The sequence below is a fragment of the Providencia sp. PROV130 genome (assembly GCF_028482225.1).
GTDB classification, from domain to species: Bacteria; Pseudomonadota; Gammaproteobacteria; order Enterobacterales; family Enterobacteriaceae; genus Providencia; species Providencia rettgeri.
The window spans coordinates 1-13,306 of the sequence record NZ_JAMPQC010000016.1; the positions used below are offsets into that span (position 1 = coordinate 1).

16 protein-coding genes and 1 pseudogene are annotated in these 13,306 nt (G+C 38.2%); 11 read left to right on the plus strand and 6 right to left on the minus strand.

The genetic code is table 11. From position 1 onward, the window contains the following. Positions 1 to 286: 286 nt before the first annotated feature. Positions 287 to 556 carry a helix-turn-helix domain-containing protein gene (locus PSF28_RS11005; RefSeq protein ID WP_272685059.1) on the plus strand — a complete coding sequence of 90 codons (270 nt, stop codon included), beginning with the start codon at positions 287 to 289 and terminating at the stop codon, positions 554 to 556. A gap of 39 nt (positions 557 to 595) precedes the next feature. On the opposite strand, the gene PSF28_RS11010 is transcribed toward PSF28_RS11005, so the two are convergent. Both PSF28_RS11010 and PSF28_RS11015 read right to left on the minus strand, forming a co-directional pair. Continuing rightward, complete coding sequence (locus PSF28_RS11010) at positions 596 to 874, minus strand: hypothetical protein (protein WP_272564854.1); 279 nt, start codon at positions 872 to 874, stop codon at positions 596 to 598. Then, positions 871 to 1,116, minus strand: coding sequence for a DinI-like family protein (locus PSF28_RS11015; RefSeq protein ID WP_272685060.1), 246 nt, complete (start codon positions 1,114 to 1,116; stop codon positions 871 to 873). The genes PSF28_RS11010 and PSF28_RS11015 overlap by 4 nt, the downstream gene beginning before the upstream one ends. 219 nt (positions 1,117 to 1,335) lie before the next feature. Here PSF28_RS11015 and PSF28_RS11020 point away from each other — a divergent pair. From PSF28_RS11020 to PSF28_RS11030, 3 genes and pseudogenes are all read left to right on the plus strand, one after another. Beyond that, a pseudogene (locus tag PSF28_RS11020) lies at positions 1,336 to 1,500 on the plus strand (NADP-dependent isocitrate dehydrogenase); the annotation flags it as partial. Between the two features lie 627 nt (positions 1,501 to 2,127). Continuing rightward, positions 2,128 to 2,577 (plus strand): hypothetical protein, encoded by a 450-nt coding sequence (locus PSF28_RS11025; RefSeq protein WP_210836858.1) that lies wholly within the window; start codon positions 2,128 to 2,130, stop codon positions 2,575 to 2,577. After that, positions 2,564 to 3,007: a hypothetical protein gene (locus tag PSF28_RS11030; protein ID WP_210836859.1), complete on the plus strand. Its 444-nt coding sequence runs from the start codon at positions 2,564 to 2,566 to the stop codon at positions 3,005 to 3,007. Before PSF28_RS11025 ends, PSF28_RS11030 begins: the two co-directional genes overlap by 14 nt. A gap of 427 nt (positions 3,008 to 3,434) precedes the next feature. Here PSF28_RS11030 and PSF28_RS11035 read toward each other — a convergent pair whose 3' ends face one another. Together PSF28_RS11035 and PSF28_RS11040 are read right to left on the minus strand one after the other, a co-directional pair. Further along, on the minus strand, positions 3,435 to 4,055 hold the full coding sequence (locus PSF28_RS11035; protein ID WP_210836860.1) for a glutathione S-transferase family protein: 621 nt from the start codon (positions 4,053 to 4,055) through the stop codon (positions 3,435 to 3,437). 179 nt (positions 4,056 to 4,234) lie between these two features. After that, positions 4,235 to 4,717 carry a glutathione peroxidase gene (locus PSF28_RS11040; protein ID WP_210836861.1) on the minus strand — a complete coding sequence of 161 codons (483 nt, stop codon included), beginning with the start codon at positions 4,715 to 4,717 and terminating at the stop codon, positions 4,235 to 4,237. A 429-nt stretch (positions 4,718 to 5,146) separates the two neighbouring features. Here PSF28_RS11040 and PSF28_RS11045 point away from each other — a divergent pair, with 429 nt between their 5' ends. The 7 genes from PSF28_RS11045 to PSF28_RS11075 are packed head-to-tail and all read left to right on the plus strand — an operon-like array spanning position 5,147 to position 12,419. Beyond that, entirely contained in the window at positions 5,147 to 7,297 is a 2,151-nt protein-coding gene (locus tag PSF28_RS11045; RefSeq protein WP_210836862.1) for a TonB-dependent receptor, read from the plus strand. Further along, the gene (locus tag PSF28_RS11050) at positions 7,285 to 8,139 is read left to right on the plus strand and encodes a heme/hemin ABC transporter substrate-binding protein (protein ID WP_442958807.1); all 855 of its coding nucleotides are present in this window, start codon (positions 7,285 to 7,287) and stop codon (positions 8,137 to 8,139) included. The genes PSF28_RS11045 and PSF28_RS11050 overlap by 13 nt, the downstream gene beginning before the upstream one ends. A gap of 4 nt (positions 8,140 to 8,143) precedes the next feature. Next, positions 8,144 to 9,478, plus strand: a complete 1,335-nt coding sequence (gene hutW / locus PSF28_RS11055) for a heme anaerobic degradation radical SAM methyltransferase ChuW/HutW (RefSeq protein ID WP_210836864.1) — start codon at positions 8,144 to 8,146, stop codon at positions 9,476 to 9,478. An 11-nt stretch (positions 9,479 to 9,489) separates the two neighbouring features. Continuing rightward, entirely contained in the window at positions 9,490 to 9,984 is a 495-nt protein-coding gene (hutX, locus tag PSF28_RS11060; RefSeq protein WP_272685062.1) for a heme utilization cystosolic carrier protein HutX, read from the plus strand. Next, positions 9,984 to 10,607 (plus strand): SDR family oxidoreductase, encoded by a 624-nt coding sequence (locus PSF28_RS11065; RefSeq protein WP_210836866.1) that lies wholly within the window; start codon positions 9,984 to 9,986, stop codon positions 10,605 to 10,607. The genes hutX and PSF28_RS11065 overlap by 1 nt, the downstream gene beginning before the upstream one ends. Before the next feature lie 55 nt (positions 10,608 to 10,662). Beyond that, on the plus strand, positions 10,663 to 11,652 hold the full coding sequence (locus PSF28_RS11070; RefSeq protein ID WP_210836867.1) for a FecCD family ABC transporter permease: 990 nt from the start codon (positions 10,663 to 10,665) through the stop codon (positions 11,650 to 11,652). Further along, positions 11,649 to 12,419 carry a heme ABC transporter ATP-binding protein gene (locus PSF28_RS11075; protein ID WP_272685063.1) on the plus strand — a complete coding sequence of 257 codons (771 nt, stop codon included), beginning with the start codon at positions 11,649 to 11,651 and terminating at the stop codon, positions 12,417 to 12,419. Before PSF28_RS11070 ends, PSF28_RS11075 begins: the two co-directional genes overlap by 4 nt. A gap of 205 nt (positions 12,420 to 12,624) precedes the next feature. Here PSF28_RS11075 and PSF28_RS11080 read toward each other — a convergent pair whose 3' ends face one another. After that, entirely contained in the window at positions 12,625 to 12,876 is a 252-nt protein-coding gene (locus PSF28_RS11080) for a helix-turn-helix domain-containing protein (protein ID WP_336298958.1), read from the minus strand. 41 nt (positions 12,877 to 12,917) lie between these two features. Continuing rightward, positions 12,918 to 13,241 (minus strand): helix-turn-helix domain-containing protein, encoded by a 324-nt coding sequence (locus tag PSF28_RS11085; protein WP_272664726.1) that lies wholly within the window; start codon positions 13,239 to 13,241, stop codon positions 12,918 to 12,920. Positions 13,242 to 13,306: the final 65 nt, after the last annotated feature.

Consider the following 13,306-nt stretch of genomic DNA (forward strand, 5'->3'; position numbering starts at 1 on the left):
TGAGAGACTCGCTAAGATAGAAGCAGAGCGATTAGCGCAAGAAGAAGCTAAACGTATTGCTGAAGAAGCGGAAAGGGCAGAGCAGAAAGTCGAATAAATTTAGCAATATTATATTCGATTGTATAAAACCTGATAATGGAGTTAAAAAGATAATACCGCTTTAAAGTAAATAATAAAACGTATCATTATGCGGTGAATAAAAAATCCCCTTTTAATATACTTATTAAAGGGGGCATTAAATCGATTTTGCTTGCAGCAAGAGCATTATTTGAATGGAGTCGCATGAATGATTGCTAAAAATACATATACGGTATTAATTGGGAAAAAAATTAAAAAGTTAAGGATAGGGTCTGGTTACAAGTGTTTTCAGTTCGCTCAACTTATAGGTTGCAAGAGTGAGCAGCAATTGTACCGTTACGAAAGAGGGATAAATAAAATTGACATAGATACATTGATGTCAGCGTTAAAAGTATTAAATGTTGATGTTAGAGAATTTTTTGAACAGTTAGATGAAGAATTCATTCAAGAATCAACAGATAGCAATATGAATATATAGTTGTTATCAAATCAAAGCCGCAATATCTGCGGCTCGTTTTCACATCAAATATTTTTTTACTGGCTCAGGATAGTCATTGTCTGTTTTTTCCAAATACTCTCCGATCTTAGCGTACATATGTTCTGCAATATCACGAGATAAATAGGTTCGCTGTGCCGGTCTATCAATATCTTCCCACTCACGAGTTTCTTTGTTAATGGAACCATCAGCAAAAGTGATTTCCAGTACAAGAACTTCATAAGGGCTATTAACGCCTACCTTCACTTCTGTAATTCTAGGAACAATATCAACGTTGCTTTCACCACGATCATTTTTCATGCTGGTACCCATGAGTCATCAAGCCATATATTTTCGATAATTTCATTTATTTCTTTAGTCGCCTCATCAGTTTTAGCGCCAGTAACAACTAATGATGTTGACGAACTTAACGCTACCCTGACGTTTAGAGGACCGTATTTGTCACCAACCTTGTGTATCACTTGTTCACGTAGGGCATTGCGTACTTTTTCAGATGGCTTATTGTTGTTTTCTTTATCAAAGAGAATTTCAATACGTGGCATAATGTAACCTCTCATTTAACTGTTAATTCATACAGTGTATTTATATACAGTAAATTATCAAATTGCAAATCTTAATTGCCCCTAAAAGCATTCCCCAAAACTATTTATCACTACGATATAAATCAACGGGTTATATGTATAATTCAAACACTTAAAACCATAAATATTAAAGTTTAAATTTATTTAAAATCAATATGATATAGATTAATTGGGAATATACTGCTGCGCCATATGGGCTGGACTGAAGCGGCTGACCTAATCGTTAAAGGTATGGAAGGCGCAATTGCGGCTAAAACTGTCACTTACGATTTCGAACGTCAGTTAGAAGGCGCTAAATTACTGAAATGTAGCGAATTCGGCGATGCAATGATTTCACACATGTAGTTTATTACGTGGTGTAATTAATAACGGGAGCCTAATGGTTCCCGTTTTATTATGGTTTGATAATTTGGTACGGGCGCTTCAAACTCTTACTACACCCAAGTTTTCAATGTTTTTGTCTGTGTCACAGAAAATACTGCCACACATCTGTCTCATACAGATTTAAAATTAAATAATATCGCTATCAGGTTTAATTAAATTTGGTGGATAATATCTACCAGCACGTGGGTATATTTCATTTTATTCTCCCTCCATGTTTATTTAGAAAAAAGTAAATTCATAAATCGTGCGAATTCCTCTAAATCACAATCAATAAAATTAGCGCTATATGCGCTGATTGAATGATTTCGTGCAAATAGAACGCCAAATTTCATTTGTTTTTTTGTTGTATAACGAGTCACTACTAACAGTGATAGAACAATGTGATGTAGATAAAAAGGCCATTCGAGAGATTGAAGTGGGAAGGCATAAAATTGAATTATCTTAGAATGGAGTAACAGTATTTTTTAGTGTTTATATTAAACATGATATAAAATAGCTATACAGTTTGTTTAATAAAAAATGTTTTCTGGCTAACAAGTTTATTCACTGAATATAATGGGTGTTATGTCACCCTTTTGAGAGCGATAAATGAAATTTTTTGTTTTTTTAAAAGGATACTACTATAAAAGGATACTACTAGTAGTCTTCATTGCTCATCTATCATCTTGTGCTACTTTCAAAGGTGGTGATCCTATAGATGGAGGGGTAATCGATTATTTGGAGACTCAATATCCCGAAGATTCACATATCAGAACGATAGTGGCTAAAAGGGTCATCGAGTTAGATTTAGCTCAGATCCGATTTTTGGCACTAAGAGAATTTTGTGAGAGCAATGGCGGAAATTTTCAGCAATCTTATATTTCTTTGGCTTGGTGCTTGAATAAGAACAATGAACCTACATTCATAGTGCACTCTTCTAGGCGCGACTATATGATCGCAGTGGTTGAAAGAAATAAAGGGATTAGCGTTAATGAATGGATAGATTCCGCTAAAGATATTTTCCCAGCTATATGGAAGAACCCTAATGAAAATAATTAAAAATAAATTGCTTCATTATTTATTTCTAATAACGACTATATTCATTGTTTCTGGTTGCTCAAATGGTAAATTGCGCCTAGGGGAGCCAAGAAATAATGGCACTATACAATACATTGAGAAAAACTTACCAGGCGCAGCTGGTGGGATGACAGACAGCGGCCCAATTTCAATACTTAATCTTCGTGAGGATATTTTTTTAAAACTAAAAGAATATTGTGAAGAAAAAAATTACACATTTGAAAACCCATTATTATCTATGGGATGGTGTATTGATAAGGGTAGCATACCTGTGTTTGTTTTTTATGATAGTTTGTATGGGATGAGCATTTATGAGCGTTCAGCGGAAGGTACTGAAGAAGAATGGATAGCCTATACTAAAAACAGATTCGGTATACTTTGGGTTATGTCAAATGTAATGAATTCAAATTAATTATTGGCTCTGGTGAATATGATGAGATGAAATAACGGGGGAAATAATTCGTCAAAGTGGAACTATGCTACTGAGAGCATTTATACTGTATCTAATTAATGCTCTCAAGGTAGCGATATGAGTGATTTTATGATTTTTATTTTAGTTTTGTTTATTTGCGTGGCTATGATGCGCCATCAAGTAAAATCAATGGCCACATATAAACACTTTTTGTTATTTTTTATTGGCATATCAATAGTAATGGTTGTCTACATTGTAAATGCTATATATATGTGGCTGAAATTTGACCTTACTCTAGATTATTGGTTAGTTCTTACTTTATCTATAGTGCTTATAACTTCTGTATTTTCCCTCATTAGAATACTTAGAGATTGATTATATTTAATTCTACAAATGCTATTCATTGAGTAGAATTTGGTATACCAGATTAACTACCTATGACTGCTTTCATTGCTTCGTTTTGTTTCGCAACTGCACTCAGGTAGGCGGGACTCGATTTTAAATTATCATGATGGTTAATAACATTTTGAGGTATTTTGAATCCTAAATTCAAAGCCCATTGAGTCGTTTGGAAAAGGAAAATATCGGCGATAGAAAATTTATTATTAGCGATGAATACATTCCTGTTTAATGCTGAGGAAAGAACTTCAATCGATGAAAGGTATTCTTCTTTAGCTATAGGGATTATATCAACAACTCTCTTTGACTCGGGAAGAAACATTGAATGCTTTAAGATGGTCCATAGTGGGGATTCAAGTTCGTTAATGATAAAAGCAAGCCATTGGTTTATTAAAGCTTTTTCATTGATATCAATTGGAGATAAAAGGTTGCTTCCATACTTCTCAGATAAATAAGTACAAATAGCGGAAGATTCAAAAAATACTAAATCGCCATCGACAAGAGTAGGAACTTTCATTGTAATGCTTGGATTATCTTTATTTTTGTTCATCACATCAAAAAAGATGCATTTGTATTCTAAACCAAGAGCTTCAGCTGTCCACGTTACACGAATAGATCTAGATTTAGGGTAAGTATAGATTTCCATCATTAGCATCCTTTTAGTTAATTTTTTACTCTAGTATATAATCAACTTATCTCAAATTAGACCAGTAGTGTTTATAGAAAGCTCTTGGGAAGACGACAGGTAGAAAAGAATTCTGTTTCTCGCTATTTCTAGATAACAGATATAATCAAATCTCTTGTGATGTAGAGATTTAATTATGATTGTTATTTTGAAAGTGCTGCAAAGATTGCCGTTTCCATTTTTTCAGGGGGTGTATTGGGTGCAAAGCGCTTGAGCGGGGCGCCGTCACGACCAATTAGAAACTTAGTAAAATTCCACTTAATCCTCTTACCTAACAAACCGGGCAGCGCGTTCTTAAGATAGTGAAACACTGGATGTGTAGCGGCTCCATTGACTTCTATTTTCTCGAACATCGGGAAACTTACACCATAGTTAATGTAGCAGGTTTGTGCGATTTCATCAGCGTTGCCAGGTTCCTGCTTCCCAAACTGATTGCAAGGGAAACCTAGCACCACCAAACCTTGGGCGGCGTATTTCTTGTAGAGTGATTCAAGTCCACCGTATTGTGGAGTAAAACCGCAATGACTGGCTGTATTAACGACTAGAACCACCTTACCTGTGTAGTCTGCCATAGAGACAAGCTGACCACTAAGACTTCTAGCTGTTAGTTGGTAAAAGGTATTCATATTCTAGTCCTCAAATGTGTGCGATGTAGCATTGAAGATATTGATGATACAGTTTAGTGCTTTAATTTTATTATTTACATAAATAATTATTCGCAATTGCCATCTCGATTTTTGTCATAAAGCTTAAGAAATTACAGCTTGTGATAATCATAACCTCTATGAACTTAATCAGCTCCAGCGAGAATTTGACGATCTTTCTTTCAGGAACAGGGGCAACTTTGAGCAATATTTTCCCTTTCAGTTTTATGGGGGGAATAAGTTCAGTCTACTGCTGCAACGGATTGCTGGAGCGTGGACTTATAATCTTCGTTATGCTTTTTTGATTTAAATCAAAGTTGCATGCTATTTGCAATTTATTAATTGACCATTAATTATCCTTTAAATTATAAATGATAATGATACTAATTATTATTATCATAAAGGTTAACTATGCGTACGGATATTAATGGAACATTTTTACTCAGCTCATTAGCGCTTTTTGTTAGTCAAGGCGCCTTCTCTGCATCAACGCCTTCACCGCGTGCCCATATTGATGCCAGTGAAACGATGGTTGTCACTTCAACTCGAAGTGAAAGTAGTTTATGGAATAGCCCAGTAACAATGCAAGTCATTGATAAGCAACAGCTTGATAGTTCGACAAACATAGCGCTAGCAGATGATTTACGCGATATTCCAGGTGTTGAAATTACCGATAATGCCTTAGCGGGACGTAAACAAATTCGTATTCGTGGGGAAGCATCTTCTCGAGTATTGATCTTAATTGACGGGCAAGAAGTCACTTATCAACGGGCAGGGCAAGACTATGGTGCTGGCTTGCTTATTGATGAATCCGCATTGGAACGAATTGAAGTGGTGAAAGGCCCCTATTCAGTACTTTACGGCTCTCAAGCTATTGGTGGTATCGTTAATTTCATAACCAAAAAAGGTGGCAATAAGCCATTGGGTGGCACTGTTAAGGCGGTATATAACTCCGCAACGACAGGGTGGGAAGAGTCAGCAGCAGCATGGGGGAGCATAGGCAAGTTTGATTATCGGCTCAACGGAAGTTACTCCGATCAAGGTGACAGAGATACTCCTGAGGGGCGCCTAAAAAATACAAACCATCGCAATAATAGCCAAGGTATGTGGTTAGGTTACACCGAAGGTAAACATAAATTTGGTCTTTCCCTTGATAGATATAAATTGTCGACACAAACATGGCATGAAGACCCAAGCTATGAACACTTCAGTGTCAAAATTCCTGATTTAACTCGTGAAAAAATTGGTCTTTTTTATGATTATCAAGCGGATGGTGAATATATTAAAAATATTCATTTAGATGCTTATGAACAAACTATTGAGCGTGATTTTGAAAATAAGCTGGCAGTTGTGACACCAACAGGGAGCCCAATGATTGGCGATTTACGGGTGGCTAATCAGACTCAATCGAATGACAAACAATATACTCAAGGGATCACACTACAAACAGATATTACATTACCCGCGAATAATCAACTGGTTGTGGGAGCTCAGCTTCAGCGCGACCGTGTAAAGCAGTCTTCAAAAAGTTCAACAGAATCCCAAAGCTCAACGCAGTTCCCTCCTGCCGTCAATTATACAAAAACCAGTGATTCACATAATCGAACAGAGCAAACGAATTGGTCAATATTCGCTCAAAATCAATATGCTTTTGCAGATGATTGGAAGTGGACATTAGGGGCGCGGCAGTATTGGTTAAGTTCGGAGTTGTTAAGTGGTTTTGAAAACACAAATCACTCAACAACGGGGAACACTTATTATAACCTTAAAAGCTCAAAAACTCATGATAATCAATTTATTACATCAACAAGCTTACGATATTCAGGGTTTGAGAATACAGAGCTGCGTATCGCATTCGCTCAAGGTTATGTATTTCCAACATTGAGCCAGTTATTTATGCAAACCTCAGCGGGGGGAAGTATCAATTATGGAAATGAGGGACTGAAAGCTGAGCGTTCTAATAACTATGAAATCGGTGCGCGTTATAACGGTAATCAATGGTATATCGATAGCGCTTTATATTATTCCGAAGCGAAGGATTATATCGCCTTAGTCACATGTTCAGGGCAGTCAATATGCAGTGGAAACAGTAATTCTTCACGAACACGATATCACTATTATGACAATATCAATCGTGCAAAAACATACGGGCTAGAAATGACCGCCGAATACCAAGGGTGGGATATCACTCCCTATGCCACAGGGAATTATTTACGTCGTCAATTTGATGGTGTGAATATAAAAACTTGGGATACCGGAGAGCCTAATGTTAGTGGGCGCTTTGGGGCTAAACATCAACTGATTTTAGACCAAGTGAACTTAACCTCAGATTTATATCTTCGAGCCGCTGCAAAAGCACAGGATAAAACGGGTGAAAAGCCAACAAGCACAGCAGGCTGGGCCACTCTTAACCTTGCGTTTAATACAGAATTTGGCTCAGACGATCAGTACCAAATTAACTTATCGTTAAATAACTTAACCAATAAAAAATACCAAACTGCCCACGAATCAATCCCTGCTTCTGGTTTTAGCGCTGCAACAGGCTTTGTATGGAAATTCTAAAAATGAAAAAAATGATAGCGGCACTATTTGTACTCAGTTTTTCAATGGTGAGTGCTGCGAGTGAAAGAATTGTTGTGGCAGGAGGCTCTCTCACTGAGTTGGTATACGCTTTAGGTGCTGGAAACCAAGTGGTTGGTGTTGACGAAACAACCACTTGGCCAGTAGAAACAGCAAAATTACCTCATATTGGTTATTGGAAACAGTTAAGTACTGAAGGGATTTTATCTTTGCATCCAACGTTGTTTATCACTTGGCAAGATGCAAGCCCTCAACTGGTTTTTGAACAGCTAAAACTGCAAAAAGTCAGTGTATTAACGTTACCTCGAATACCAGCCACAGTTGAACATATGTATCTCAATATTCATACCTTATCGGAGGTGTTACATAAACCGGAACAGGGGAATGCGTTGGTTAATCAGTTACGTAGCCGGTTGGATAATATTGCTCAACTGAATGAAAAGAAAGGCAAAAAAATCAATGTGCTATTTATTCTTTCCGCGGGTAGTAGTGTGCCACAAATTGCAGGGAAAGGTAGCGTTGCCGATATCATTTTGACACTGGCGGGTGCGAACAATCTTGCACAACATACACAGTACAAAAGTTATAGTGCAGAAGCTCTGATTGCGGCAAACCCTGAAGTGATCATTGTAACCAGCCAGATGGCAGAAAAGGGACTTAACCAACTAGAACAAGTTCCCGGACTTACCCGAACTTCTGCTTGGAAAAATAAACGTATTGTGAATATCGATCAGGCACTCATTTTAGGTATGGGGCCTCGAATTGCGGATGCCGTCGAGATTTTACACCACAATCTTTGGCCAGATGAAACGGATAGTGAGTGATAATATGAAATATGATATTGATTTATCGCCTTATTTTGCATTAGAAGGCCATCAACCATTTAAAGATAGGCATGCAACAATGCCTTGGCGCGGGGCGGTACCAATTAGTGCTGATAAACGCCAAGACACATGGCAGAAATTAACCAATTCGACGTTTGAACCACGTAAGCGATTGGTGTACCTGCATATTCCTTTTTGTGCAACACATTGTACTTTCTGTGGTTTCTACCAAAATCGCTATGATGCCTCTGAAAGCCATATTTATACAGAGTATTTGATCCGGGAAATTGAAACGGAAGCTGACAACGTATTACACCAGTCTGCCCCGATCCATGCTGTTTATTTTGGCGGTGGAACCCCCTCTGCACTTTCTGCTAATGATTTAGCGCGTATTATTAATGTGTTACGCCTTCGTTTACCATTAGCCCCTGATTGTGAAATAACCATTGAAGGGAGAGTTCTTAATTTTGATGATGCACGTATTGATGCATGTCTAGATGCAGGAGCAAATCGTTTTTCAATTGGTATTCAGTCATTTAATAGCAAAATTCGCAAAAAAATGGCCCGGACATCAAATGGTGAGGAAGCTCGGAAATTTATGGAAAAACTGTGCCATCGAGATAGAGCGGCGGTGGTTTGTGATTTGTTATTTGGTTTACCAGAGCAGACAACCGAGTTTTGGGGTGAAGACCTGAGAATTGCAAGTGAGATTGGCCTAGATGGTGTCGACCTTTATGCACTTAACTTGATCCCAAGTACGCCACTTGGCAAAGCGGTTGAAAATAATCGAGTCACAGTTCCTGATCCTGCCAAGCGTCGTGACTTGTATTTACAAGGCTGCGAATTTATGGATAAACAAGGCTGGCATTGCATCAGTAATAGCCACTGGGCGCGGACAACACGGGAACGCAATTTATATAATTTGTTGATTAAACAGGGGGCTGATTGCTTGGCGTTTGGCTCTGGTGCAGGGGGCTCTCTCAATGGATATTCATGGATGGGAGAGAGGAATCTGACCTCATACTATGAAGCAATCAATGCGAAAAAAAAGCCACTCATGATGATGATGCAGACGACCGATCCGCAGTATCAATGGCGCCATCGCTTACAGGCTGGTATTGAAACAGCGCGAGTTGTACTTGAACAATTTACCCCTCATGCACAAATGCTGTTTCCACTCTTACAGCAGTGGCATCAATCAGGATTAACACAAGATACTTCGACGGATTTAAGACTAACGAATGAAGGCCGTTTTTGGGCAAGTAATATTCTTCAATCACTTCAAGAGATTATCGTGAATCTTAATTCTATCCAATTCACGCAAGAAAAAATATCGTAAAGGAACATTTAATGAGTAATGTAGCGTTAGCTGATTTTTTGAAAACAGAGCCCGATGGAACATTAGAAACTATTGCAAAACAATATGATACCACCTTATTGGATGTAGTAAGACATTTGCCAGATATAGCTTTGACGACAGGAAAACATTTTGACTTGATTTGGGATGCTGTCCATACATGGGGCAATGTCACCACGCTGGTTCATACGCAGGATGTTATTTTAGAATTTTCAGGTGAATTACCTTCAGGTTTTCATCGCCATGGTTATTTTAATTTACGTGGCAAAAAAGGCATGACAGGGCATATCAAAGCTGAAAATTGTACCTATATTGCACTGGTTGAACGAAAATTTATGGGAATGGATACCGCCTCGATTTTATTTTTTAATCAATCAGGAGATGCCATGTTTAAAATTTTCTTAGGGCGTGATGAACATCGCCAATTATTACAGGAACAACTTGAAGCTTTCCGTTTATTAGTTAAGCAACTTAAAGAGAATAATTAATGGCAAAATGGTTAGTTTTTGGCGCTGGTGGGCAGGGTGTTGGCAACATGATTGCTCAACTGGCAATCGCGGATAAGCAGTCAGTGGTTGCGGTCGTTCGTAATGCAGGAGCCGCCGATAAACTATTAGCGATGGGTATACAGGTATTTGTCGGGGATGCTTGTGACAACCAGGTGGTCACGGAGGCATGCCAAGCTGCAGGTACTCAGGCGACTGTGGTTTCTACCATAGGTGGGGCGCAGGATTATTTAGCTCATCGCACAATCATTGATAATGCTGAGCAAGCAGGTATTACTCGCATGGTTTTAGTGACATCGTTAGGGTGTGGGGATTCATGGCCTTATTTGTCATTGCGCGCTCGGACTGCATTTGGTCAAGCTGTTCGTGAAAAAACGTTAGCTGAATCATGGTTACAAACAAGCTCTCTTGATCATGCCATTATTCGTCCTGGTGGCTTACTCAATGGCGATGCAACTGGAAAAGCAATTCTACAACAAGGTATTGAGGTGCATGGCTTAGTGATGCGAGCCGATGTTGCTGCGTTAGTATACCAACTAGGTCAACAGCCAGAGCTGAAAAAACAAATTTACAGTGTTATTCAACCAGATTTAGCACCTGCTTGAATTAATTGCGGCCAATTTGGTTAAGGCCGCCTTATTTGTCGTGAGTTAATGGAATATGAATGAGTTACGTGCATCTTCTTCTGTATTGTTAGGGTTGACTGTCGTTTTAGGAATATTAGTTTTTATTGCATCAGGACAAGGCGCAATTAAGCTCTCATTTGCCTCTTTGCAAGATGAACAATACCGTGATATTTGGCTTAATATTCGTCTACCTCGAGTATTGCTGGCGGTTTTAGTGGGAGGGGCTCTTGCCGCATCAGGTGTAATTATGCAAGGCTTATTTCGTAATCCTATGGCAGACCCTGCTTTACTCGGCGTCAGTAGTGGGTCGGCACTAATGGTTGGCATTGCCATTGTCATTCCATTCTCTTTTCCAGCGATTTTAATTCTTTATGAGCAAATGATTTATGCCATCACTGGTAGTTTGATTGTTTGCGCTATTATTTATCTGATTAGCCGTCGTTACACGCATGGTGGCGTGATGCAGTTATTATTAGCAGGGATCGCAATCAATGCATTATGTGGTGCCGCAATTGGTGTATTGAGTTATGTAGGAGATGAGCAGCAATTACGCCAACTAACTTTATGGATGATGGGTAATTTAGGACAAGCGCAATGGCCGACCTTGTTGGTTTGTGTTTCATTTATTTTCCCTGCCTTAATCGCTGCAAGTTACCTGAGCCAGCGGCTCAATCTTCTGCAACTTGGTGATGAGGAAGCTCATTATTTAGGTGTGAACGTAAAACGAACTCGCCAGCAATTGTTGTTAATTAGCTCATTATTAGTAGGAGCAAGCGTTGCTGTTAGCGGAGTAATTGGCTTCGTCGGGTTAGTTATCCCCCATTTAGTGCGCATGACGATAGGTGCAGATCACCGTTGGTTATTACCATGTTCAGCGCTTGCAGGGGCTTGTTTATTATTAGGAGCAGATACATTAGCGAGAACAGTGGTTCAACCAGCGGAAATGCCAGTAGGATTACTAACCAGTTTAATTGGCGGGCCTTATTTTCTTTGGTTAATTTTACGTGTACGGAGAATGGCATGATTATCGCGAAAAATTTGAACTATAGCGTGGGCAATAAAAAATTAACCGATAACGTCTCGTTAGTTTTACCTGACGGTGAAATTGTCGCAATTTTAGGCCCTAACGGAGCCGGTAAGTCGACACTTTTACGCCAATTAACAGGTTTTTTACCTTCAGATAGTGGTGAGTGTATGTTGTTGGGGAAATCTCTTAAAGAGTGGCAACCCGAGGCATTAGCTTGTGTTCGAGCCGTTATGCAGCAAAATAGCAATATGGCTTTTTCTTTTCGTGTGCGGGAAATTGTTCTAATGGGATGCTATTTGTCTCCTTCATTAAAAAAGAAGGATAATGCTCAATATATTATGGAATTGTGTGACTGTGCGAGTTTAGCTCACCGTGACTATATGAGCTTGTCAGGAGGAGAGCAGCAACGGGTGCAATTGGCTCGGTTATTGGCTCAGCTTTGGGAGGATGAACCTGTATCTAAATGGTTATTTTTGGATGAACCGACATCAGCGCTCGATATTCACCACCAACAACATCTTTTTCGCTTGCTACGGCAACTAGTCAATACACGAAAAATAAATGTGTGCTGTGTATTACACGATTTAAATCTTGCAGCTCGCTTTGCTGATCGCATTATTTTAATGCATCAAGGGCAAATTATTGCTAATGGATCCCCTAAAGGAATTTTAACCCAGCAGCAAGTGAATACGTTGTACCAAGCCGATATTTCAGTTATTGATGACCCTCATTGCGGAGTGCCTTTCATTATATTAAATCCTTAGTCCTCTAGCTAACAAGGAGCGGCCTTTTTACTGGAACTATCCAAATTATTGCGCTTCATGCAGCCAGCCGCTAGCTTTTTTGCATTTCTTGTTCGCTTGATTTAGGTAAAACAATTGTTTTCTTCAAGTTTAAGTATGAGGCAAATCAGGGTCAGAAGGTTAAAAGGCTAGTAGGAGCCAAGCCTTCTGACACAAGTGGTATTATCTAGTTTTTCAAATAAACATTTAATAATACATTTATATTGATATTAAAAATTTTAGATATGGATATTAAATGGTCTGCATAAATTGAAGTGTCCCCATGCTCATACTCTATGTAATGATTTTCTGTAATATTCAGATGGCTTGCCATTTCATGAGTCGATATCGTACTTTTTACTCTTATAGTTTTTATATATTCACCAAGGTTCTTATTCCTTTGTGTGATTTCTTTCATTATTATTTTTTTATCTGGCATATTGGTGTTGTGCAGTATTTTTTATTTGAGAATAAATATCTTCATAAATAAAGATATTGGTTTCTATTTGGTGATGAGTTAGAGTATAATTTTAATCCTAAATCAATAATCTCACCTTCACTCTCCAATTCTTTTAATAAAGAAACAAAGAAGGATTCTACACTAATATTTAATTGTATTAAAAATAGTAGAATTAGACTGAATGATATAGTATTAACACCATTTTCGTAACGTGAAACCTGTTGTTGGCTGACATGAAGTAATTTGCTTATATCTTCACCGGTCAGGTCATTTTCAATTCGTTTCTGTCTTAAATAATTTCCAATTAAGATGTTTACTTTGCTATTTAAAATAGCACGATCCATATTAACTCCTATAATGAGTAAGAACTTTCTGAGATAAAAAATTAGTCAAATAATAATACTAAGTA